This is a genomic window from Streptomyces aurantiacus (genome assembly GCF_027107535.1).
Lineage (GTDB): Bacteria > Actinomycetota > Actinomycetes > Streptomycetales > Streptomycetaceae > Streptomyces.
Genome location: NZ_CP114283.1, coordinates 8,820,820 through 8,842,220 on the forward strand (window position 1 = coordinate 8,820,820; position 21,401 = coordinate 8,842,220).

General features: G+C 71.4%; 16 protein-coding genes. 5 read left to right on the forward strand and 11 right to left on the reverse strand.

The window, feature by feature from the left end:
- Positions 1–312: 312 nt before the first annotated feature.
- The 10 genes from O1Q96_RS40860 to rsmI form a co-directional block, all read right to left on the reverse strand.
- Complete coding sequence (locus O1Q96_RS40860) at positions 313–1,023, reverse strand: helix-turn-helix transcriptional regulator (protein ID WP_269252902.1); 711 nt, start codon at positions 1,021–1,023, stop codon at positions 313–315.
- A gap of 253 nt (positions 1,024–1,276) precedes the next feature.
- Positions 1,277–3,130, reverse strand: coding sequence for an outer membrane protein assembly factor BamB family protein (locus O1Q96_RS40865; protein ID WP_269252903.1), 1,854 nt, complete (start codon positions 3,128–3,130; stop codon positions 1,277–1,279).
- An 88-nt stretch (positions 3,131–3,218) separates the two neighbouring features.
- On the reverse strand, positions 3,219–5,048 hold the full coding sequence (locus O1Q96_RS40870) for an outer membrane protein assembly factor BamB family protein (RefSeq protein ID WP_269252904.1): 1,830 nt from the start codon (positions 5,046–5,048) through the stop codon (positions 3,219–3,221).
- Between the two features lie 212 nt (positions 5,049–5,260).
- Positions 5,261–7,060 carry an ABC-F family ATP-binding cassette domain-containing protein gene (locus O1Q96_RS40875; RefSeq protein WP_269252905.1) on the reverse strand — a complete coding sequence of 600 codons (1,800 nt, stop codon included), beginning with the start codon at positions 7,058–7,060 and terminating at the stop codon, positions 5,261–5,263.
- A 212-nt stretch (positions 7,061–7,272) separates the two neighbouring features.
- On the reverse strand, positions 7,273–8,166 hold the full coding sequence (locus O1Q96_RS40880; protein ID WP_269252906.1) for a 4-(cytidine 5'-diphospho)-2-C-methyl-D-erythritol kinase: 894 nt from the start codon (positions 8,164–8,166) through the stop codon (positions 7,273–7,275).
- A complete protein-coding gene (rsmA, locus tag O1Q96_RS40885) occupies positions 8,163–9,062 on the reverse strand; it encodes a 16S rRNA (adenine(1518)-N(6)/adenine(1519)-N(6))-dimethyltransferase RsmA (protein WP_269252907.1) in 900 nt (299 codons plus the stop codon). The genes O1Q96_RS40880 and rsmA overlap by 4 nt, the downstream gene beginning before the upstream one ends.
- A 126-nt stretch (positions 9,063–9,188) precedes the next feature.
- Positions 9,189–10,676, reverse strand: coding sequence for a resuscitation-promoting factor (locus O1Q96_RS40890; protein ID WP_269252908.1), 1,488 nt, complete (start codon positions 10,674–10,676; stop codon positions 9,189–9,191).
- Between the two features lie 183 nt (positions 10,677–10,859).
- Positions 10,860–11,729: a TatD family hydrolase gene (locus O1Q96_RS40895; RefSeq protein WP_269252909.1), complete on the reverse strand. Its 870-nt coding sequence runs from the start codon at positions 11,727–11,729 to the stop codon at positions 10,860–10,862.
- A gap of 110 nt (positions 11,730–11,839) precedes the next feature.
- Positions 11,840–12,289: a hypothetical protein gene (locus O1Q96_RS40900; RefSeq protein ID WP_269252910.1), complete on the reverse strand. Its 450-nt coding sequence runs from the start codon at positions 12,287–12,289 to the stop codon at positions 11,840–11,842.
- Positions 12,290–12,463: 174 nt separating this feature from the next.
- Positions 12,464–13,321, reverse strand: coding sequence for a 16S rRNA (cytidine(1402)-2'-O)-methyltransferase (gene rsmI, locus O1Q96_RS40905; protein ID WP_269252911.1), 858 nt, complete (start codon positions 13,319–13,321; stop codon positions 12,464–12,466).
- Between the two features lie 62 nt (positions 13,322–13,383).
- Between rsmI and O1Q96_RS40910 the strand changes: the two genes are divergently transcribed.
- The 4 genes from O1Q96_RS40910 (at position 13,384) to O1Q96_RS40925 (ending at position 19,830) form a co-directional block, all read left to right on the forward strand.
- Positions 13,384–15,126: a dolichyl-phosphate-mannose--protein mannosyltransferase gene (locus O1Q96_RS40910; RefSeq protein ID WP_269252912.1), complete on the forward strand. Its 1,743-nt coding sequence runs from the start codon at positions 13,384–13,386 to the stop codon at positions 15,124–15,126.
- Positions 15,127–15,351: 225 nt separating this feature from the next.
- Positions 15,352–16,257 (forward strand): chitosanase, encoded by a 906-nt coding sequence (locus O1Q96_RS40915; RefSeq protein ID WP_269252913.1) that lies wholly within the window; start codon positions 15,352–15,354, stop codon positions 16,255–16,257.
- A 136-nt stretch (positions 16,258–16,393) separates the two neighbouring features.
- Positions 16,394–18,028, forward strand: a complete 1,635-nt coding sequence (locus O1Q96_RS40920; protein WP_269252914.1) for a penicillin-binding transpeptidase domain-containing protein — start codon at positions 16,394–16,396, stop codon at positions 18,026–18,028.
- 92 nt (positions 18,029–18,120) lie between these two features.
- On the forward strand, positions 18,121–19,830 hold the full coding sequence (locus tag O1Q96_RS40925; RefSeq protein WP_269252915.1) for a penicillin-binding transpeptidase domain-containing protein: 1,710 nt from the start codon (positions 18,121–18,123) through the stop codon (positions 19,828–19,830).
- Between the two features lie 15 nt (positions 19,831–19,845).
- Here the strand turns inward: O1Q96_RS40925 and O1Q96_RS40930 are convergent, their stop codons facing one another.
- Positions 19,846–20,187: an SsgA family sporulation/cell division regulator gene (locus tag O1Q96_RS40930; protein WP_269252916.1), complete on the reverse strand. Its 342-nt coding sequence runs from the start codon at positions 20,185–20,187 to the stop codon at positions 19,846–19,848.
- A 163-nt stretch (positions 20,188–20,350) separates the two neighbouring features.
- Between O1Q96_RS40930 and O1Q96_RS40935 the strand changes: the two genes are divergently transcribed.
- Entirely contained in the window at positions 20,351–21,400 is a 1,050-nt protein-coding gene (locus O1Q96_RS40935) for an energy-coupling factor ABC transporter permease (RefSeq protein ID WP_269252917.1), read from the forward strand.
- The last annotated feature ends 1 nt before the right edge of the window (position 21,401 follow it).

The window sequence follows — 21,401 nt, forward strand, 5'->3', positions numbered from 1 at the left end:
ACCACAACCAAACAAAGAACACCAAATGAGGTGGGTGGTGGTGTCGCGGTCTCCAGGGTCGTCGCGAGGGTCGCCGGGACCACCGCGTCCGGTGCCGGCCCGCGTGGACCGGAGCGTGTCGACAACGGTCGCCGACGGGCCGGGGCGGGCCGGGGCCCGACGCCGGCCGACCGAAGCAGGCACCACCGAACAGCGAACAGCGCGAGGCCCCTCGGCCCGCGTCGGGGCACGCGTGAAGCGAGCGAGCGACCGATCACCCGCACCGTACGTACGCCCGCCCCGCGGTGAACAGTCCCCGCGGGCAGGAGTGCGCTAGGCGTCCTGCCCCGGCCCCGCTTCCGGCACCGAGTGCGAAGGCACCGGGCCCGCCCGGTCGAGCAGGCCGGTCCGGGCCGCCAGCGCGGCGGCCTCCAGCCGGGACCCGACGCCCAGCTTCATCAGCACGCGCTGTACGTGGGTGCGCGCGGTGCTGGGAGCTATGCCCATGCCCGCCGCGATGAGCCGTGTGTCCTCGCCGTCGGCCACCCGCACCAGTACCTCCACCTCCCGCGGCGTCAGCATCTGGAGCAGCCGCTGGCCCTCGTCGTCGGGCTGCGCGGCCGGGTTGAGGAGCTCGCTGAAGGCACCCTGCAGGAGCTGGGGCGCCACGGCCGCCTCCCCCGCGCGGGCCTTCATGATGGCCCGCTCGACCCCTTCTATCCGCTCGTCGTGCCGTACGTAACCGGAGGCACCGGCGGCGAACGCGGCGGCGATGCCCCGCGGGTTGGGCACCGGTCCGAGGACCAGCACCGCGACCTGCGGCCGCTCCCGCTTGATCTTCACGATCGGATCGAAGATGCCCGGTTCGGCGGGCGAAGCCGTGCCCAGCAGGCACACCTCCGGCGCCCTGGTGATCACCAGCTCCGCCGCCCCCGCGGCGGGCGCGGCCGCTGCCAGCACCCGGTGCCCGCGCAGCTTCAGGGCCGAGGCCAGTGCCTCGGCGAGCAGTCGGTGGTCGTCGACCACCATGAGCCGCACTCCCATCGAGCCCAACCCCCCAGTCCCCCCACGGTTCCCCACTGGAAACCCCATGGAATCGGAGCCCCCCGGCTCTCCATCCCCCGGAAGCTACACGCTTGTTCGACGTTGCGCTTCCCCTACTGGAGAGAAGTGCCCCGGATTACCGAAATTCCTCGCATTCGCGAGTGATGGGGGGTACGAGAACGGCTCCGCCCCTGAGCAGGGACGGAGCCGTGATCGACGGACGAACGCCTGATCGGCGCGCGCCTCGGCGGGACTACTTGGCGCCGAACCCGATCGCCGCGTAGTCCTTCTCGTCTGCGGAGTACGGGGCGCTGATCAGATCCTCGGCCATGAAGAGCCGGCCGCCGGTGTACCGCATCTCCGAGGACTTCGGCACCATGCCGCTGATGGCGCTGCGGACCTGGTCGGTGGCCGGGGTCTCCAGGAGCTTGGTCTCCTTGAAGGACTTGCCATCGATGGAGACGACCTGCGAACCCTTGTCGTAGGGGCCGTTCTTGTACGCGATGACGTTGCTGCCGTCCATACGGATCGGGAAGATCTCGTAGCCCTCGCCGGCGTCGGCCCGGTCGCTCGTGGGCTTGCCCGTGGCCAGCGAGAAGGACACGATCTCGTTGACCCTGCTGTACTGCTTGGCGCCCTCGTGCTGCTTGGTCGGCACGTACAGCTTGTCGTTGCCGACCGCGATGGCCTTGCAGTTGTGGACGGCGTTCACGCCGCAGTCGTGCTCGTACTTGCCGTCCTCCAGCGTGATCTTCGCGCGCAGCTTGCCGCTGTCGTCCAGCGAGAAGACGTCCGTCGCGCCGGACGCGGTGATCTCGCCCGAGTCCACGCCGAAGACGACCGGCTTGGTGGAGATGACCTTGGCGTTGTCGATGCCGTCGGGGAGCTTGTAGCTCCACTTGACGGTGCCCGACTTCGGGTCCAGCTGCTGGACCTCGTACTTCTCGTTGCCGTAGTCACCGCACTTGCGGACGGCGACCAGCTGCTCGCCGCCGGCGTAGCCGACGTCCTCGCAGCTGCCGACCTTCGGCTGCCACAGGATCTTGCCGTTGCTGATGTCGAAGGCGGCGCCGCCGTTGAGGCCGGAGCCCGCCGCGACGGTGGTGCCGGTGATGCTGACTTCCTTGAATGCCGTCTTCTCACCGCCGCCCGGAGCGACGGACTTCGTCCAGAGCTCCTTGCCGGTGTCCAGGTCGAAGGCGGTGACCTCGGTGCAGTCCGGGTACGGGTTGGCCTTGGTGCGCTTGGCGTCCTCGGCGACCACCACGGCGACGCCGTCCTTGGTGATCTCGGGGGACCCGGCGCAGGTCAGGCCGGAGAGCGGCAGCGTCCAGGACTCCTTGCCGCTGTCCGGGTCGTAGCCGACGACCTCGCTGACGCCCGACTTGGCGTACACCTTGTCCGTCAGCCAGGAGCCCGCGACGCTCCAGACGTCCTTCTTGGGGACCTCGGCCGCCGGGACCTGGAAGAGGACCTTGGCGCTGGTGCTGGACGGCACCTTCTCCGTCCCGCCGCCTCCGCCGACGTCTTCGCCGCCCTCGTTGTCGTTCTTGCCCTCGGTGCCGCCGGAGCCCGCGGACGTGTCCTTGTCGTCGCCCTTGTCGGACGACTTCGCGTACATGACGCCGCCGCCGACGATGAGCGCGATCGCCACGACGGCCGCGACGATGATGGCCGCCTGGGCGTTGAGCTTCCGCCTGCCCTGCGGAGCCTGCGGCTGCATCGGCATGGTGCTCGGCTGCGGGTAGCCGTACGGGGGCTGCTGCCCCGGATAGCCGTAGCCGGGCTGCGCGGGCTGCTGGCCCGGGTAGCCGTAGCCGGGCTGGGCCGGCGGCTGCTGCGGGGCACCCTGCGGCGCCCCGGGGCCCTGCGGGTATCCGTACGGCTGCTGCGGCGGGCCGGCCGGCGCGGCCGGGGGCGGGGTCTGGGGCGCCTGCGGCGGGGCCTGCGGATAGCCGTAGCCCGGCTGCGGTTGCTGCGGGGGCCCGGCGGGCGGACCGGCCGGCGGTGTGGGCGGGCCGAACCCGCCGGGAGGCGGGTCCTGCGGGGCGCCGAAACCGCCTCCCTGGGGCGGCTGGTTGGGCGGCGGGGGCGGCGGCTGGCTCATGGCGTGAGTACCTCGGATGCGAAGGGGACGAAGGTCGGGTGGACGGGCACGCGGCGCGCGCGAAGGAGAGGAGGAAGAGCGGGCCCGGTCACTTGCCGTAGGCCAGCATCAACTTCTCCTTCGACTCGTCGTTGCCCGTCAGCCGGGTGGTGGAGAGGAAGAAGCGCCCGTCCACGAAGTCGACGGCCTTCGAGAAGAAACCGTTCTCGATGTCCGCCGCACCCTGCGGGTTCTGCAACAGCGTCTTCGGTGTGTGCGAGCCGCCGCCGGTCGGGATCGAGACGATCCGCCCGCCCGCGTCGTACGAGGGCTGCACGTACGCGACGAGGTTCGTGCCGTCGAGCTTCAGCGGCACCATCGACTCGGCCGCCGGGGACTTGGCGCGCCACTTCTCCTTGCCGGTGTCCAGGCTGACCGCGACGATCTCGTTGGCGCCGCTCTTCGCCTCGGTCGGCAGATAGAGGGTGTTGGCGTCGGCCGTCACGCCCTCACAGCCCTGGAGGTCGCGCGAGAGGATCGCCCAGCCGCACTCCGGCGCGAACGACTCGTCCACGTCGAGCTGCGAACGGGCCGTGCCGTCGTTCTTCAGCGCGGTGACGTTCCACTGCTTCTTGTCCTCGTTGGTGAGGTAGAGGACGACGGGGTCGACGGAGTACGCGCGCTCGACGCGCCAGCCCTTGGGGATCTTCTTGGTCCACTTGGCCTTGCCGGTCGCCGGGTCGAGCTCCTGCACCTCGTCGTGCTCGTCGTCGCCGCCCGCACCGCAGGATGCGAGGGAGAGCAGCCTGGAGCCGCCGGTGAACGCCGACGGGAAGCAGGCGGAACCATACTTCTTCTTGTCGAAGAGCTTGTCGCCGCTGCCCGTGTCGTAGCCGACGCCGGACATGGAGCGGCCGACCATCAGGGTGTCCCCGACGATGTTCAGGCTGAGGGTGAGGGAGCTGTCGAACAGGTCCCCCTCCGGGATCTCCTTGGTCCAGCCCTTCTCACCGGTCGCGAGGTCGACCTCCACGAGCTGGTTGCACTCGGCGGCGTCCTTGGTGCCTTCCTTGTACGCCACGAAGACCTTGTCGTCGGAGGTCTTCTGCTTGGAGGCGGCACAGATCGGCTGCGGGAAGGTGATCGCGGGCCAGCTGACCTCGCCGTCACCGACGTTGTAGGCGAAGAGCTGCTTGTACGCGGCCTTCGCGGCGACCTTGTCCGTGATCCACATGCCGGGGGCGTCGGCTCCGGAACCGGGGGCGTCGGGCGCCTCCTTGTACCAGAGCACCTTCGACTCGCCCGCTTGGCGGCCCTCGTTGAGGTCCTCGGTCCCGGCGTTGCCGTCACCGTTGCCGTCACCGGGGTTGACCGGCGCGTCCGAGCCGGAGGGCTTGGCGTCCTGGCTCTTGTCGGCGACGGGCTTCTTCTTGTCGTCGTCGCCGTTGCCGGCGACGGCCCACACGGTGCCGCCGATGACGAGCACCGCGGCCAGCGCCGCCCCGATGATCACGGCGGGCTTCCCCTTGAAGGGGCTGCGCGAGCCGCCCCCCGGCGGAGTGCCGGGTCCGCCCGGGAACTGCGGCTGCGTCGGGTACCCGTATCCGGGCTGCTGTCCGTAGGGCCCCGGCTGCTGCGGCTGTCCGTACGGGCCGGGCTGTGTGTACGGGCCCGGCTGCTGGCCGTAGGGCCCCTGCGGGGCGTACGGCCCGGGCTGCTGCGGCTGACCGTACGGGCCCGGCTGCTGCGGGTAGCCGTAACCGGATCCCGGTGGGGTCTGCGGAGCACCCTGCGGGGGCGGCGGGGCCGCCGGCGGCTGGGCGGGCGGCGCAGGCGTGGCCGCCGGCGGGTCCTGCGGCGGGCCGAAGCCGCCCTGCGGCGGCTGGTCCTGCGGCGCTCCGAACCCGCCCTGCGGCGGCTCCTTGGGCGGCTGAGTCATCAGCGCGTTCCCCCTCTTCACTGATTTTTAGCCATGCCCTGCAGTACGCACCGCACCAGGCGATGCACTCACAGTGGTTGTCAGACGGCCTGGGACTGTTCCCAGACGGCTCTTTCTATCACCCTGCGGCATTCGAACAGCGGGCCGGTTCTCCCCTGTTCCCAAGGGAGGACCGGCCCGTGATGCCCTCGTTACGCTCCTTCACGCGCTCTTCACGCGTCGTCTGCGAGCTCCAGCCAGCGCATCTCCAACTCCTCGCGCTCAGTGGCCAGTTCACGCAGGTCGGAGTCCAGTTTCGCCACTTTCCCGAAGTCCGTGGCATTGTCGGCGATTTGGGTGTGCAGCCTGCTCTCCTTGTCGGAGATCTTGTCCAGCTGCCGCTCGATCTTCTGGAGTTCCTTCTTCGCGGCGCGGGCGTCGGCGGAGGAGGCGCTCTTCTCCGCGACGGGTGCCGGGGCCGAGGCCGCGGCGGTCTCCTCCATGCGGCGCCGCCGCTCCAGGTACTCGTCGATCCCGCGCGGCAGCATGCGCAGCGTCGCGTCGCCGAGGAGCGCGAAGACCCGGTCGGTGGTCCGCTCGATGAAGAACCGGTCGTGGGAGATCACGACCATGGACCCCGGCCAGCCGTCGAGGAGGTCCTCCAGCTGGGTGAGGGTCTCGATGTCGAGGTCGTTCGTCGGCTCGTCGAGGAACAGGACGTTCGGCTCGTCCATCAGCAGCCGCAGCAGCTGGAGCCGGCGGCGCTCACCGCCGGACAGGTCACCGACGGGCGTCCACTGCTTCTCCTTGTTGAAGCCGAAGGTCTCGCAGAGCTGGCCCGCCGTCATCTCGCGGCCCTTGCCGAGGTCGACCCGGTCGCGGACCGCCTGGACGGCCTGCAGCACCCGCAGGTTCGGGTCGAGTTCGGAGACCTCCTGGGAGAGGTAGGCGAGCTTGACGGTCCTGCCGGTGACGACCCGGCCCGCGACGGGCTGCTTCTCGCCGTCGGAGCGGGCGGCGTCGGCCATGGCGCGCAGCAGCGAGGTCTTGCCGGCGCCGTTCACGCCGACGAGGCCGATCCGGTCCCCCGGTCCGAGCTGCCAGGTCAGGTGCTTGAGGAGCACCTTGGGCCCGGCCTGGACGGTGACGTCCTCCAGTTCGAAGACGGTCTTGCCGAGCCGGGTCGAGGCGAACTTCATCAGTTCGCTGCTGTCCCGGGGCGGCGGCACGTCGGCGATCAGTTCGTTGGCGGCCTCGACGCGGAAGCGCGGCTTGGACGTACGGGCGGGGGCACCGCGGCGCAGCCAGGCCAGCTCCTTGCGGACGAGGTTCTGCCGCTTGGTCTCCTCGGTGGCGGCGATGCGCTCCCGCTCGGCCCGCGCGAAGACGTAGTCGGTGTAGCCGCCCTCGTACTCGTACACGTCTCCCTTCTGCACGTCCCACATGCGCGTGCAGACCTGGTCGAGGAACCAGCGGTCGTGGGTGACGCACACGAGGGCCGAGCGGCGCTCGCGCAGGTGCTGGGCCAGCCAGGAGATGCCCTCGACGTCGAGGTGGTTGGTGGGCTCGTCGAGGACGATCAGGTCCTGCTCGTCGATGAGCAGCTTGGCCAGCGCGATGCGCCGCCGTTCGCCGCCGGAGAGCGGTTCGATCACGGTGTCGAGGCCCTGCGGGAAGCCGGGCAGGTCGAGCCCGCCGAACAGGCCCGTCAGGACGTCCCTGATCTTGGCGTTGCCCGCCCACTCGTGGTCGGCCATGTCCCGGATGACCTCGTGGCGGACGGTGGCCTTCGGGTCGAGGGAGTCGTGCTGGGTGAGCACGCCGACGTGCAGGCCGCCCGAGTGCGTGACGCGCCCGGTGTCGGCCTCCTCGAGCTTGGCGAGCATCCGGATCAGCGTGGTCTTGCCGTCACCGTTGCGGCCGACCACCCCGATCCGGTCCCCTTCGGACACGCCGAGGGAGACTCCGTCGAGCAGCGCACGGGTTCCGTACACCTTGCTGACTGCCTCGACATTGACCAGATTGACGGCCATCGCACTCCTGACAAGGGGGATCGATCGACCTTCCAGGGTAGTCGTCCGGAAAGGTGATCCTTTCAACGGCCCAAAACGGACCAGCGCCCCGACAGGGGCGCGGGGAACTGCGCGACCAGCCCCCACCGACCCGCACCCGGGAACAGGCCCCGCGCCGCAGGCGCCGTGCGCCGTGGGCCGCACAGGGCAGCGGGGGCCGGACACGGCTCCGGTCAGAGCACGACAGCCCCCGGCACAGGCCCCGCAGCCACGCGCGCGGCGCGACACGTCCCGGAACCCGCCAGCGCGTCGGCGACCTTCTCCGCGGCCTCCGCGTCGGGGACGAGGAACGCGGTGGTGGGCCCGGACCCGGACACCAGCGCGGCCAGCGCCCCCGCGGAGGTGCCCGCGGCCAGGGTCGCGGCCAGTGACGGACGCAACGAGAGCGCGGCGGCCTGGAGGTCGTTGGAGAGCGCGGCGGCAAGACCCGTGGCGTCCCCCGCCGCCAGCGCCCCGAGCAGCCCGCCGGAGGCCACCGGCTCCGGCACGTCGATTCCGGCGTTGAGCCGGTCGAACTCCCCGTACACGGCCGGCGTCGACAAGCCGCCGTCGGCGACGGCGAACACCCAGTGGAAGGTCCCGCCGACCTCCAGGATCCGCAGCTTCTCACCCCGCCCGGTGCCGAGCGCCGCCCCGCCGACCAGGCTGAACGGCACGTCGCTGCCCAACTCGGCGCAGATGTCGAGCAGTTCTTCCTGCGAGGCCCCCGTACCCCAGAGGGTGTCGCAGGCGAGCAGCGCGCCCGCGCCGTCGGCGGAGCCGCCCGCCATCCCTCCGGCGACGGGGATGTCCTTGGCGATGTGGAGGTGGACGTCGGCCCGGCGCCCGTACCGTGCCGCCAGTTTCTCCACGGCCCTGGCCGCCAGGTTCGTACGGTCCAGCGGCACCTGGGAGGCGTCGGGCCCCTCGCAGGTCACCCGGAGCGAGTCGGCGGGGGTCACCGTCACCTCGTCGTACAGGCCGACCGCGAGGAAGACGTTGGCCAGGTCGTGGAACCCGTCGGGGCGGGCGCCTCCCACGGCCAGCTGGACGTTGACCTTGGCCGGAACCCGTACCGTGACGCTCACTGCCGCTCCTTCGGGGGTTCGGGGGTCGCCCCCCGGGATGGCGCAGCCTCCGCGATCCGTGCGAACTCCTCCACCGTGAGGGACTCGCCGCGCGCCTGGGGCGAGACGCCCGCCGCGACGAGGGCGGCCTCGGCGGCCGGCGCCGAGCCGGCCCAGCCGGACAGCGCCGCCCGCAGGGTCTTGCGGCGCTGGGCGAAGGCGGCGTCCACGACGGCGAACACCTCGCGCTGGGAGGCGGTCGTCCGGACCGGCTCCGCGCGGCGGACCAGCGAGACGAGCCCGCTGTCCACGTTCGGCGCGGGCCAGAAGACGTTGCGGCCGATCGACCCGGCGCGCTTGACCTCGGCGTGCCAGTTCGCCTTCACGGAGGGCACGCCGTACACCTTCGAGCCGGGCGGCGCGGCGAGCCGGTCGGCGACCTCCGCCTGCACCATCACGAGCGTGCGCTCGATGGTGGGGAAGGTGTCGAGCATGTGCAGCAGGACCGGGACGGCGACGTTGTACGGGAGGTTCGCGACGAGGGCGGTCGGGGCGGGCCCGGGCAGCTCGGTCACCTGCATGGCGTCGCAGTGGACGAGCGCGAAGCGTTCGGCGCGGGCCGGCATCCGGGCGTCGATCGTGGCGGGGAGGGCGCCCGCGAGGACGTCGTCGATCTCGACGGCGACGACCCGGTCGGCCGCCTCCAGGAGCCCCAGGGTCAGCGACCCGAGGCCCGGTCCGACCTCGACGACCACGTCCTCGAGGCGGACACCGGCGGTCCGGACGATGCGCCGCACGGTGTTGGCGTCGATGACGAAGTTCTGACCGCGCTGCTTGGTGGGCCGTACGCCGAGGGCTGCCGCGAGCTCGCGGATGTCGGCGGGGCCCAGGAGGGCGTCGGAGGCGGGGCTGGTCACGCCCCAAGGGTACGGGTGGCGCGCCCCGCACCTTCTTCTCACCCCCGCCGCGCCTGCCCTGCCCGTCACTGCCGTCACTGCCCGACGCTTCCGCGGCTGCTCCGGAGCGGCGCCCCGGAGCAGCCCTCACCCGTGCAGCCGCCCCCCGCAGTGCGGCCAGGGACTCGCCCCCCGCCGCACGTACAGCTTCTTGGCCCGGAGGGTCTGCTCGGCGGCGGACGCCTCCTGCGGGCGCCCCGCCCCGCCGAGGCTCTGCCAGGTCTGCGTGTCGAACTGGTAGAGCCCTCCGTACGTCCCGGAGGGATCCACCGCTCCGGGCCGCCCGCCGGACTCGCAGCGGGCGAGCCCCTGCCAGTTCAGGCCGTCCGCGCCCTGCACGGACGTGGGGAGTGGCTGTGTCCCCACCTTCACCACCTGCGTCCGCGGCTCGTGCACCACCTCCGACCTGAGCCGGCGCGGCTTCTGCTTGACCCCGTTGACGGTCCGCAGGGAGTACGTGACGCGCCGCAGCCCGGCCTGGCCCGCCTGCTCGACGACCTCGGTGCCCCGGAAGAGCGCGGGGTCCGGTGTCCGCCGCACGTCGAAGGGGATCGGCTCCTCGCGGACCTCCTTCGTACCGGTGATCCGCAGGACCGTCACCGTCTGCCCGTCGCGCGGGAAGCTGCCGGGCGGCACGGACGTGGTGTCCTGCCCGCGCAGCGTGATCCCGGCCTCCTCCACGGTCTCGCGGACCGTCGCCGCGTTCGTCCGGACCGTCCGTGCCCGTCCGTCCGCCATGACCGTCACGGTCCGCTCGGTCCGGACGTCGAGCGCGAGCCCCGCCCGCCCGATCCGCCGGGTGCGCGGCGCCGACACGTACGCGCCCTCCGCTCGCACTCCGAGCTCCCGCAGTGCCTCGTCCACGGTGTGGGCGGTCGTCCACACCTGGCTGCGCCGGCCGTCGAGGGTGAGGCGCACGGGACGCCCGTACCGGACGTCGATCTCGTCGCCGCTGGCCAGCGCGGCTTCCGGGCCGGGTGCCACCACGTCGTGGGCGCCCAGCGGGACGCCCTCCTCGGCGAGCAGCTCGCTCACGTCGTCCGCGAAGGTGTGCAGTGTGCGCGGCTTTCCGTCGACGGTCAGCTCGATCGCCTTGTCGTCGGCGACGAACGCGGAGGTGCCGCCCGCGAGGAAGGCCACGACCAGCGCCTGCGGCAACAGTTTCCGTACGTCGGGCCGCTCGGCGCTCCTGCGGCGACGGGCGGCCCGCCGGGCCTCGGCGCGGCCCCCCGGCAGAGGCAGCTCGGCGGTCGGGGCGAGGGGCACCGCCTGCCGCGGGAGGGTCGGCGCGTCCGGGGGCCAGGCCTCGTGGACGGGCTCGTGCCCGCGTCCGTGGCCGCGTTCACCCTCGTACGCGCAGTCGTGGCCGTACGCGGAGTCGTGGCCGTACCCGGGCTCGTGGCTGTACCCGGGCTCGTGGCTGTACCCGGGCTCGTGGCCGTACGCGGGCTCGCGGTCGTGCTCGTGGGCGGGCTGGTGCTCGTAGGCGGGCCGGTACGTGTCCGGGTGTCCGTGACCGTACGGCTCGGGATGCTCGTATGTCGGGCCGTACGTCTCGTACTGCGGACTGCTCACGACGACACGCTCCAGAAGGCCGGTGGAGAGAGGTGCGCCCGCGGGGCTCTTTCGATGGGTGGCAGGAGGCGGGTGGGCGCACAGAACCTAGCGGAGCGTTCGTCACTCTCCAAAGCATCGCGGCTACGCAGTGTCGCGAAACGGTCCCGGCCGGACCTCTCGGAGCGCGTCGGCCGTTATGGCTCAGTAATCGAACGCGCGGGCAGTGTTCGCCGAGATCGCCGTCGCCAGCACGTCCTCGTCCACGCCCCGTACGGCGGCCATGGCACGGACCGTGACCGGAATGAGATAAGGGGCGTTGGGCCGTCCGCGGTACGGCGCGGGGGTCAGGAAGGGCGCGTCGGTCTCGACGAGGACGAGTTCCAGCGGCGCCACGGCGAGGGCGTCGCGCAGCGGCTGCGCGTTCTTGAAGGTCATGTTCCCGGCGAACGACATGTAGTAGCCGGCCCGTGCGCAGATCTCCGCCATCGCCGCGTCACCGGAGTAGCAGTGGAACACGGTCCGCTCGGGCGCGCCCTCCTCCTTCAGGATCCGCAGCACGTCGGCGTGGGCGTCCCGGTCGTGGATGACCAGGGCCTTGCCGTGCCGCTTGGCCATCTCGATGTGGGCGCGGAAGGACCGCTCCTGGGCGTCCTTGCCCTCGGGCCCCGTACGGAAGTGGTCGAGGCCGGTCTCGCCGACACCCCTGACCTGGGGAAGGGCGGCGAGCCGGTCGATCTCGGAGAGCGCCTCGTCCAGCGCGCCGGAACCGCCGGCCGTCCGGGCCCCCTGCCGGGACCATCCGTCCGGGTCGCCGTGCACGATCCGCGGAGCCTCGTTCGGGTGGAGTGCGACGGTCGCGTGGACGGCGTCGTGGGCGGCGGCCGTCTCGGCCGCCCAGCGGGAGCCCTTCACGTCGCAGCCCACCTGCACGACGGTCGTCACGCCGACCGACGCGGCCTTGGCGAGGGCCTCCTCGACCGTGCCGGACTGCATGTCGAGATGGGTGTGCGAGTCGGCGACCGGCACCCGCAGGGGGGTCGGCGGGGGCGGGGCTTCGGCGTTGGAAGGCATGCCCCGATCCTACGAAGGTGCTTCTGGGGACCGAGAACGCCGGGTCTCACGTCACCGCGGGGAAGCGGGGGAGCCGTGGGGCGTGAGACCCGGCGCTGGGGGCCCGGAGGTCACCCCGCCTTGCGGTGGTGGAACGGGTGCAGCAGGTCGGAGAGGTGCCAGTGGTGGTGTTCCTCGGGCACCGCCGTTGTCTCCGGCCCCGCCGCCTCCACCCCCGCAAGGGCTTCGGTGGTCTTCCTCGGCTGTACGGCGACCGGCCGACGCATCGAGTTCTGCACCGATGACACCTGGCCGGCGCGCATGATGCGCACGACGTGGCCGTCGCAGTTCAGGCACGTGGGCCGGCTCAGCGGCGACGGCACGACCACGCCGTCGGCCACGTACGTCACGAACTCGGCGCCCTCGGCGTCGAAGTGGTGCTCGATCTCGTACGACTGCTCCCAGCCGTGCCCGCAGCGCATGCAGGCGAAGGAGTAGGACTCGTGGACTGTGTCGGTCGCCGTGGTGCGGTGGGCGATTGCGCCGGTGGTCCGGCCGCTCTGCCCTGCGATCTCACTCATGCCGGCTCCTCTTGTCCGCTGGACGAGGACGGGTACGTCCTGTGTCCAGTGGACGCCTCCGCGGGCGTGAATGCACCAGACCTGTCGAGTGTTGGAGCCGTCTTGGGAGTTCCTTGTCGGACGGCCCTCGGTTCGCGGTCCGCGCTTTGCTTTTCGAGACGGTCCTTTACCCGCTCATGGGGTCGTGCGCGTCGCGTTCTTCGCCGCGACGACCGCGTCGAAGACCTCCCGCTTGGGCAGACCCGCGTCGGCGGCGACGGCGGCGATCGCCTCCTTGCGCCGCTCCCCCGCCTCCTCGCGCACCCGCACCCTGCGCACCAGCTCGTCGGCGTCCAGGCCTTCGGCGCCCTTCTCGGGAGCGCCCTCGACGACGACGGTGATCTCCCCGCGCACCCCTTCGGCGGCCCAGGCGGCGAGCTCCCCGAGGGGGCCCCGCCTGACCTCCTCGTACGTCTTGGTCAGCTCCCGGCAGACGGCGGCCCGCCGCTGGGTCCCGAACACCTCGGCCATCGCGGCGAGCGTGTCGTCGAGCCGGTGCGGCGCCTCGAAGTACACGAGCGTGCGCCGCTCGCCCTCGTTCTCCCGCAGCCGCGACAGCCGCTCGCCGGCCTTCCTCGGCAGGAACCCCTCGAAGCAGAACCGGTCGACGGGCAGCCCGGACAGCGCGAGCGCGGTGAGCACCGCGGAGGGCCCCGGGACGGCCGTGACCTTGATGTCCTTCTCCACGGCCGCGGCGACCAGCCGGTATCCGGGATCGGACACGGACGGCATCCCGGCGTCCGTGACGAGCAGCACGCGCGCCCCGCCCACCAGCGCCTCGACCAGCTCGGGCGTACGCGCCGACTCGTTGCCCTCGAAGTACGACACGACCCGCCCGGACGTCTGTACGTCCAGTGCCTGGGTCAGCCGCCGCAGCCGCCTGGTGTCCTCGGCGGCGATGACGTCGGCCCCCGCCAGCTCCGCCGCCAGCCGGGGCGGGGCGTCCGCGATGTCCCCGATGGGCGTGCCTGCGAGTACAAGGGTTCCTGTCACGGTTCCATCCTCGCAGGGGCGGTCCACGGGACTCACACAGACCTGTTCCCTACGATGGCGCGGTGACAAGTACCGCGTCCTCCACGGACACCCGGCAGGGACAGGGCGTCGAAGAGCAGCGGCCGTCGTGGCAGCAGCGACTGCGCAGGTTCGGCTGGTCGGCCGGCCCCAGAGACGACGTCCGCGACCGCCTCGTGCCCGCGTACACCGAGCCCGGCCCACGGCTGTGGGCGGCGATCGGACTCCGGCAGGAGGCCGCGGGGCGCGTCGTCCGCTGGTCGGCGTGGGGCGGCCCGCTGCTCATCACGCTGATGGCGGGGCTGATGCGCTTCTGGAACCTGGGCGGCCCGAAGGCGGTGATATTCGACGAGACGTACTACGCCAAGGACGCGTGGGCACTCATCAACCGCGGTTTCGAGGTCAACTGGGCGAAGGACGCCAACGAGCTGATCCTGCAGAACGGCGGGGACGTCAGAATCCCTGCGGACGCCGCCTATGTCGTCCACCCGCCGGTCGGCAAGTACGTCATCGGGCTCGGCGAGTGGATGTTCGGGTTCACGCCGTTCGGCTGGCGGTTCATGACGGCCCTGCTCGGCACGCTGTCGATCCTGATGCTGTGCCGGATCGGCCGCCGGCTGTTCCGCTCGACGTTCCTCGGCTGCCTGGCGGGCGCGCTGATGGCCGTGGACGGTCTGCACTTCGTGATGAGCCGCGCCGCGCTGCTCGACCAGGTGCTGATGTTCTTCGTCCTGGCGGCCTTCGGCTGCCTGCTCATCGACCGGGACAAGACCCGCGAACGCCTGGCGGCCGCGCTGCCGCCGGACGCGGACGGGATCGTGCGCCCGGACGCACGCATCGCGGAGCACACCCTCCTGGGCCGCCGCCCCTGGCGCCTGGCGGCCGGACTGATGCTCGGCCTCGCCATCGGCACCAAGTGGAACGGCCTGTACGTCCTCGTCGCGTTCGGTCTGATGACGGTCCTGTGGGACGTCGGCTCCCGGCGGGTGGCGGGTGCCCGCCGCCCCCACCTGGCGGTCCTCAAGCACGACGTGGGCTGGGCGTTCCTCTCCACCGTCCCGGTCGCGATCGGCACGTACATCGTGTCGTGGACCGGCTGGTTCCTGTCGGCCACCGACGGCAAGGGCGGCTACTACCGCAACTGGGCCACGGCCGACGGCCGCACCAGCGACTGGTCGTGGCTGTTCCCCGACTGGTGGCGCAGCCTGTGGCACTACGAGACCCAGGTGTACGAGTTCCACGTCGGCCTGCACTCCCCGCACACGTACGAGTCGAACCCGTGGAGCTGGATCGTCACCGGCCGCCCGGTGTCGTACTTCTACGAGTCCCCGCTGCCCGGCAAGGACGGCTGTCCCACGGACGCGGGCGAGAAGTGCGCCCGCGAGGTCCTGGCCCTCGGCACCCCGCTCCTGTGGTGGGCGGCCGCCTTCGCGGTCCTCTACGTCCTGTGGCGCTGGCTCTTCCGCCGCGACTGGCGCGCGGGCGCGATCGCCTGCGGCATCGCGGCCGGCTACCTCCCGTGGTTCCTCTACCAGGAACGGACGATCTTCTTCTTCTACGCGGTCGTCTTCCTCCCCTTCCTGTGCCTTGCGGTGACGATGATGATCGGCGCCATCCTCGGCTCCCCGGGCTCCGACGAACGCCGCCGAGTGGTGGGCGCGGCCACGGCGGGCGTCCTGGTCCTCCTCATCGCCTGGAACTTCATCTACTTCTGGCCCATCTACACGGGCCAGGCGATCCCCATCGACTCGTGGCGGTCGCGGATGTGGCTGGACACCTGGGTCTAGCTGGGCGGACGCAGCGGGCCGGCGCGGGAGTTCGTCCCGCTCGGCCCGGGAGTCCGCCGTGCCGTCGTGGTCGTAGTCGGCAGGCCCGCTCCCGGCCCGCACGCCGGGCAGGCGCCCGACCGGCGCCCGACCGGCGCCCGAGCCGGGTACGTCCGCGGCCGGGATCACGGCCTGACCGGGCATCCCGCAGTCGAACCGCTTCCGGTCGCCCGTAACCTGTGCGGCATGAAACGTCCTGGTCGTCTCCTTCGCGCCGTCGCCCCGGTGGCCACGACGGCCGCTTTCCTCACCGTGACCGGCTGCGGTCTGACGGACCCGCCGGGCAGCGACGGGTCCCTGTCGTCCGGGTCGTCCCGCCCGGGAGCCGGTCCGTCGTCGGAGTCGGAGCGTGCGAAGGACGACGCGCTGATCGCCACGTTGCCGGCCGGCCTCGCCGCCCCCGGCAAGAAGGAACTGGCGCAGCAGATCGTGGCGACGGCCGAGCACTCCACGCTCGACTGGCGCGGCCAGTACGACTACATCGAGGACCTCGGCGACGGCAACGGCTACACGGCAGGCATCGCCGGCTTCTGCACCGGCACCAGCGACCTGCTCACGCTGGTCGAGCGCTACACGAAGAGCCATCCGGACAACGGTCTCGCACGCTATCTGCCCGCTCTGCGCAAGGTCGACGGCACCGACTCCCACGAGGGTCTGGACCCGGGCTTCACCGAGGCGTGGGTGAAGGAGGCGCAGAAGGCAGACTTCCGCAAGGCCCAGGACACCCAGCGCGACCGCGACTACTTCGACCCCGCCGTGCGCCTGGCGAAGCTCGACGGGCTCGGCACACTCGGCCAGTTCGTCTACTACGACGCGATGGTGCTGCACGGCCCCGGCACCGGACCGCGTGGCTTCTACGGCCTGCGTGAGACCGCCATGGCCAAGGCGGACACCCCGGCCGAGGGTGGCAAGCAGGCGGCCTACCTCGACGTCTTCCTGGACGTCCACCGCGAGGCGATGACGTACAAGGAGCCGCGGCGCGACACCACGCGCATCGACACGACACTGCGGAAGTTCCTCGATGACGGCAATGTCGACCTGAGCACGCCGCTGCGGTGGGAGATGTACGGCGAAACGTTTCGTGTGCCGTAACTCCCCCGCCCGACGGTTCGGCTCGGTCTAACAATCAGGGAACACCACCCCCATCCGTCACCCCTCCCGCATACAGTGCGATGGATGGACAGATTCTGAACGCGTTCAGAAAGGTTCACGGGGAGGGGAGCGCGCGATGCGCAACGGGGCCAAGGCCGCCATTGTGGGCGGGGTGTTCGCTGTGATGGTGGGGGGCGCCGGGTACGGCGCGTACAACATAGTGAGCGCGGTCAACGGGGACGGCGGTTCGGCGCGGACGACCTCGGCGAAGACCGGGCCGCCCTCGGACGACGAGGTCCGGGAGACCAGCGAGAAGTTCCTCGCGGCCTGGGCGAAGGGCCAGGCCGCCACGGCCGCGGACCGGACGAACAACGCGACGGTCGCCAAGGCCCTGCTGGCCGACTACTCCGGCCGGGCGCACATCGGCAAGGTGAAGATCGAGCCCGGTACGGCGTCGGGCACGACCGTGCCCTTCACCGTGTCGGCCACGGTGTCGTACGAGGGAAGGAGCAAGCCTCTCTCGTACCGGAGCGAACTGACCGTCGTACGGGGGAAGACCACGGGCAGGGCGCTGGTCGACTGGCGGCCGTCCGTCGTCCACCCGGACCTCAAAACGGGTGACACGCTGGTCACGGGTGAGTCGGCGAGCCCGCCCATCGAGGCGGTGGACCGCGACGGCGTCGCCTTGACCAAGGGAAAGTACCCCTCGCTCGGCCCGGTCCTGGACACGCTGCGCGACCGGTACGGCGACAAGGCGGGCGGCACGCCCGGCGTCGAGCTCGCGATCCGGCACGAGAGCGAGAGCGCGGGCGACACCCCGCTGGTGACCCTCGCCAAGGGCAGGGCGGGACAGCTGCGCACCACCATCTCCGCGACCGCACAGGCGGCGGCGGAGAAGGCGGTCAAGCAGTACGCGGAGTCGTCGGTGGTCGCCGTGAAGCCGAGCTCCGGGGAGGTGCTGGCGGTCGCGAACCACCGCGAGGACGGGTTCAACGCGGCGTTCCTGGGCAAGGCCGCACCCGGTTCCACGATGAAGATCATCACCGCGGCGATGTTCATCGACAATGGCGTGACCGCGATGAACAGCCCGGCGCCCTGCCCGGCGACCGCCACCTGGCAGAGCGTGCCATTCAAGAACCTCACAGGCATGGAACCCGACGAGGGCGCCACGCTCGCCAACAGCTTCATGCGTTCGTGCAACACGGCCTTCGTGAAGCTCATCGACGGCACCGACGAGCGCCCGCTCACCGATGAGTCGCTCACCACCGAGGCGCAGGAGCGGTTCGGTCTCGGCAAGGACTGGAAGACGGGCATCGTCTCCTTCGACGGGAGCGTCCCCGCGTCCGGCGGCCCGAAGCGCGCGGCCAACGCCATCGGCCAGGGCGACGTCCAGATGAACCCGCTGAACGTGGCGTCGGTCACGGCGACCGCGATCACCGGCACGTTCCGGCAGCCCTATCTCGTGTCGCCGAAACTCGACGACCGCCGGCTGGCCACCGCGCGCGGCCTGCCGGGCGGCACCGTCGCCCAGCTGAAGCAGATGATGCGGCTGACCGCGACCGGCGGCACCGCCGCGCGGGCCATGTCCTCGCTCGGCGGCGACATCGGCGCGAAGACCGGCTCCGCCGAGGTCGACGGCCAGGAGACGTCCAACAGCTGGTTCACGGGATTCCGGGGCGATGTCGCGGCCGCGGCCATGACCGAGGAGGGCGGCCACGGCGGCGACGCGGCGGGCCCGATTGTCGCAGCTGTGCTACGGACAGGTGGCTGAGCTCACCCTCACAGGGCGGGACTCTAGGGTGGTGCTGTCGTTCTCGAAGAGGACCGCGAGGGCATCGGGGTAGCAGCGAAGGAACGGAAGCCGTGGGGAACAGAAGGCGCGCACCTGAGCGCGGCAGGACGAGGCCCGCTGTCATCGGCGGGATGATCGCCGTTGTCGTCGGCGGTGCGGGGTTCGGCGTCTACGCGCTGTACGGGGGCGGGGCCGCGGCCGACGACAAGGGTTCGGCCTCCGACGCGAAGCCCGTGAAGACCGGCCCTCTGTCGGCGACCGAGGTGCGGTCCACGGCCACGGCGTTCCTCACGGCCTGGCAGAGCGGTGACGTCAAGGCGGCCGCCGCCGCGACGAACGACACCGCGGCGGCGCGCACCCTGCTGACCGGTTACGGCAAGGACGCGCACGTCAAGGACGTGAAGCTCACCGCCAGGAAGCGCGCGGGCGACGCCGTCCCGTTCTCCGTCAAGGGCACGGTCGCGTACAAGGGCCTCACCAAGCCCCTGGCGTACGAGTCCGAGCTCACCGTCGTGCGCCGCGCCAAGGACGGGAGACCGCTGGTCGACTGGCGTTCGGCGGTCGTGCACCCGGAACTGGAGGACGGCGACAAGCTGGTCACCGGGGCGGCCGGGACTCCCCCGGTCAAGGCCCTGGACCGGGACGGCGGCGAGCTGACCACGGCCAAGTACCCCTCTCTCGGGACAGTGCTGGACGGCCTGCGGGAGAAGTACGGCAAGAAGGCCGGCGGCAAGGCGGGCGTCGAGCTGCGGGTCGTCCGCGCCGGGTCCGAGGACGCCGGGGACGGCAAGAACACCAAGAAGACCGACCGGGCGAATGCCTCCGACAAGAACCCCGACAAGACGCTCCTCGCGCTGAGCGAGGGCACGCCGGGCACGGTGCGTACGACGCTGAGCCCCAGCCTTCAGGCGGCCGCCGAGCAGCAGGTGTCCACGAAGGAGAAGTCCTCGGCCGTCGTCATCCGGCCGTCCACCGGCGAGATCCTGGCCGCAGCGAACTCCGGGCACGGTTTCAACACCGCGTTCCAGGGGTCCTTGGCCCCCGGTTCGACCATGAAGATCGTCACGGCCTCGCTGCTCATCGACAAGGGGCTCGCGTCGACGAACAAGGTGCATCCCTGCCCCAAGTACTCGACGTACGGCGGCTGGAAGTTCCAGAACGACGACAAGTTCCTGATCAAGGGCGGCACGTTCAAGGCGAGCTTCGCGCGCTCCTGCAACACGGCCTTCATCAGCCAGGCCAAGAAGCTGAGCAACGACGACCTGACCAAGCAGGCCCAGCAGGTGTTCGGGCTCGGCATGGACAACTGGGCCATCGGGGTGCCGACCTTCGACGGCTCGGTGCCGGTGCAGTCGCAGGCCCAGATGGCGGCCTCGTTGATCGGCCAGGGCGGGGTCAGGATGAACCCGCTGAACATGGCCTCGGTCGTCGCCACGGCCAAGACGGGCACGTTCCACCAGCCCTATCTGGTCTCGCCGACCGTCGACGACCGCACCCTCGCGAAGGCGTCCCGCTCGCTGTCGGCCGACACGCAGGCCCAGCTCAAGGAGCTTCTCCAGTACACGGCGGCGGCGGGTACGGCGGCCGAGGCGATGGCCGGGCTCGGCCCCGACTTCGGCGCCAAGACCGGTTCCGCGGAGGTCGACAACCAGAAGAAGCCGAACGGCTGGTTCACGGCCTGGAAGGGCGACCTGGCGGCCGCGGGAGTGGTGCAGCAGGGCGGCCACGGCGGCGAGACTGCCGGTCCGATCGTGGCCGCGCTGCTGAAGGCGGGCAGCTGACGGCGGGCAGCCGGGTCAGTTGCTCACCGGGGTGGCCGTGTACGTGCGCCGCAGGAAGCGGATCAGGGTCTTCGACTCGAACTGCACCACATCCACCCCCTGCGGCGAGTGGAACTCCATGACGGCCTGGACCCGCCCGCACGGCCAGATGCGTACGTCACCGGCGGCGGCCGGAGCCCGCAGGCCCTGTTCGAGCAGGTCGCGGGTGAAGACCCACTCGTGGTGACCGGGCAGCATGATGTGCACGCTGAGGGGGTCGGCCTCGGGGTCGTAGCGAAGGGCCACCGGAACGGCGGGCGGATCCTGCGCCTCGTCCGTCACGATGTGGGCGCGCGCGTACTGCTCGACGGCGGACATCGATCGCTCCCTCTTTGAAATGATTCCTCTCCAATGTCGCATATTTCCCGCAATGCGCTCCCGGATTGTTCGAGGTCGTCTTGCTCTTGCAAGCCGTTCGCATTAAGCCACTATCATCGAACGGTTATAGCCAGCCGGCCTGCCCCCGGAAGCGGAGCCCTCCATGCACGTGCCCGACGGATTCATCAACGCCCCGGTCTCCTTGGCCACCGGCGTCGTAGCCGCCGCGGCTGTCGCGGTCAGCCTGCGCGGCGCCCGCCGTGAGCTGGACGAACGCACCGCCCCGCTCGCGGGTCTGGTCGCCGCGTTCATCTTCGCCGTGCAGATGCTGAACTTCCCGGTGGCGGCCGGGACCAGCGGACATCTGCTCGGAGGCGCGCTGGCCGCGATACTCGTGGGCCCCTTCACCGGGGTCCTGTGTGTCTCGGTCGTGCTCCTCATGCAGGGCATCCTCTTCGCGGACGGCGGTCTCACCGCGCTCGGCGTGAACATCACGGTCATGGCGGTGGTCACCACGGTCGTCGCGTACGCCGTATTTCGCGGCCTCGTAAAACTCCTGCCCCGCAAGCGCCGGTCCATTACCGTCTCGGCCTTCGTCGCCGCCGTGCTCTCCGTGCCGGCCGCCGCCGCGGCCTTCACCTTCGTCTACGCGATCGGCGGCACCACGGACGTCCCGATCGGGCAGGTCCTCACCGCGATGGTCGGCGTCCACGCCCTCATCGGCATCGGCGAGGCCACGATCACCGCGCTCACGGTCGGCGCCGTCATCGCGGTGCGGCCGGACCTCGTGTACGGGGCCCGCGGCCTGAGCGCCCCGCTCAAGCTGCGCGTCGGCGGCGAGCTGGTCGACACGCCCGCCGCCGAGCCCGTCCCGGTCGCCGCCCGGTCCCACCGCACGGTGTGGCTGGCGGGTCTCGCGACCTCCCTGGTGCTCGCGGGCGTCGTGAGCTTCTACGCCTCCGCGAACCCCGACGGCCTGGAGAAGGTCGCCGCCGACAAGGGATTCGACGCCAAGGCCGAGGACCACGCCGCCGCCGACTCCCCGCTCGCCGACTACGGCGTCGAGGGCCTCACCGACGCCCGGATGTCCGGCGGCCTCGCGGGCGTGATCGGCGTGGGCGTCACGGTCGTCGCGGGCACCGGCGTCTTCTGGGCCGTCCGCAGGCGCCGTACGGCCGAGACCTCGCCGTCCCAGGTCGGGGACTCCGTCTGAC

What these genes read in the sequence shown, in the direction of transcription:
- O1Q96_RS40915 (WP_269252913.1), top strand. Translation starts at nt 15,352, where the DNA reads ATGAAACGTCCTGGTCGTCTCCTTCGCGCCGTCGCCCCGGTGGCCACG.
- O1Q96_RS40860 (WP_269252902.1), bottom strand. Translation starts at nt 1,023, where the DNA reads ATGGGAGTGCGGCTCATGGTGGTCGACGACCACCGACTGCTCGCCGAG.
- O1Q96_RS40865 (WP_269252903.1), bottom strand. Translation starts at nt 3,130, where the DNA reads ATGAGCCAGCCGCCGCCCCCGCCGCCCAACCAGCCGCCCCAGGGAGGC.
- O1Q96_RS40930 (WP_269252916.1), bottom strand. Translation starts at nt 20,187, where the DNA reads ATGTCCGCCGTCGAGCAGTACGCGCGCGCCCACATCGTGACGGACGAG.
- O1Q96_RS40900 (WP_269252910.1), bottom strand. Translation starts at nt 12,289, where the DNA reads ATGAGTGAGATCGCAGGGCAGAGCGGCCGGACCACCGGCGCAATCGCC.
- O1Q96_RS40870 (WP_269252904.1), bottom strand. Translation starts at nt 5,048, where the DNA reads ATGACTCAGCCGCCCAAGGAGCCGCCGCAGGGCGGGTTCGGAGCGCCG.
- O1Q96_RS40935 (WP_269252917.1), top strand. Translation starts at nt 20,351, where the DNA reads ATGCACGTGCCCGACGGATTCATCAACGCCCCGGTCTCCTTGGCCACC.
- O1Q96_RS40920 (WP_269252914.1), top strand. Translation starts at nt 16,394, where the DNA reads ATGCGCAACGGGGCCAAGGCCGCCATTGTGGGCGGGGTGTTCGCTGTG.
- O1Q96_RS40895 (WP_269252909.1), bottom strand. Translation starts at nt 11,729, where the DNA reads ATGCCTTCCAACGCCGAAGCCCCGCCCCCGCCGACCCCCCTGCGGGTG.
- O1Q96_RS40875 (WP_269252905.1), bottom strand. Translation starts at nt 7,060, where the DNA reads ATGGCCGTCAATCTGGTCAATGTCGAGGCAGTCAGCAAGGTGTACGGA.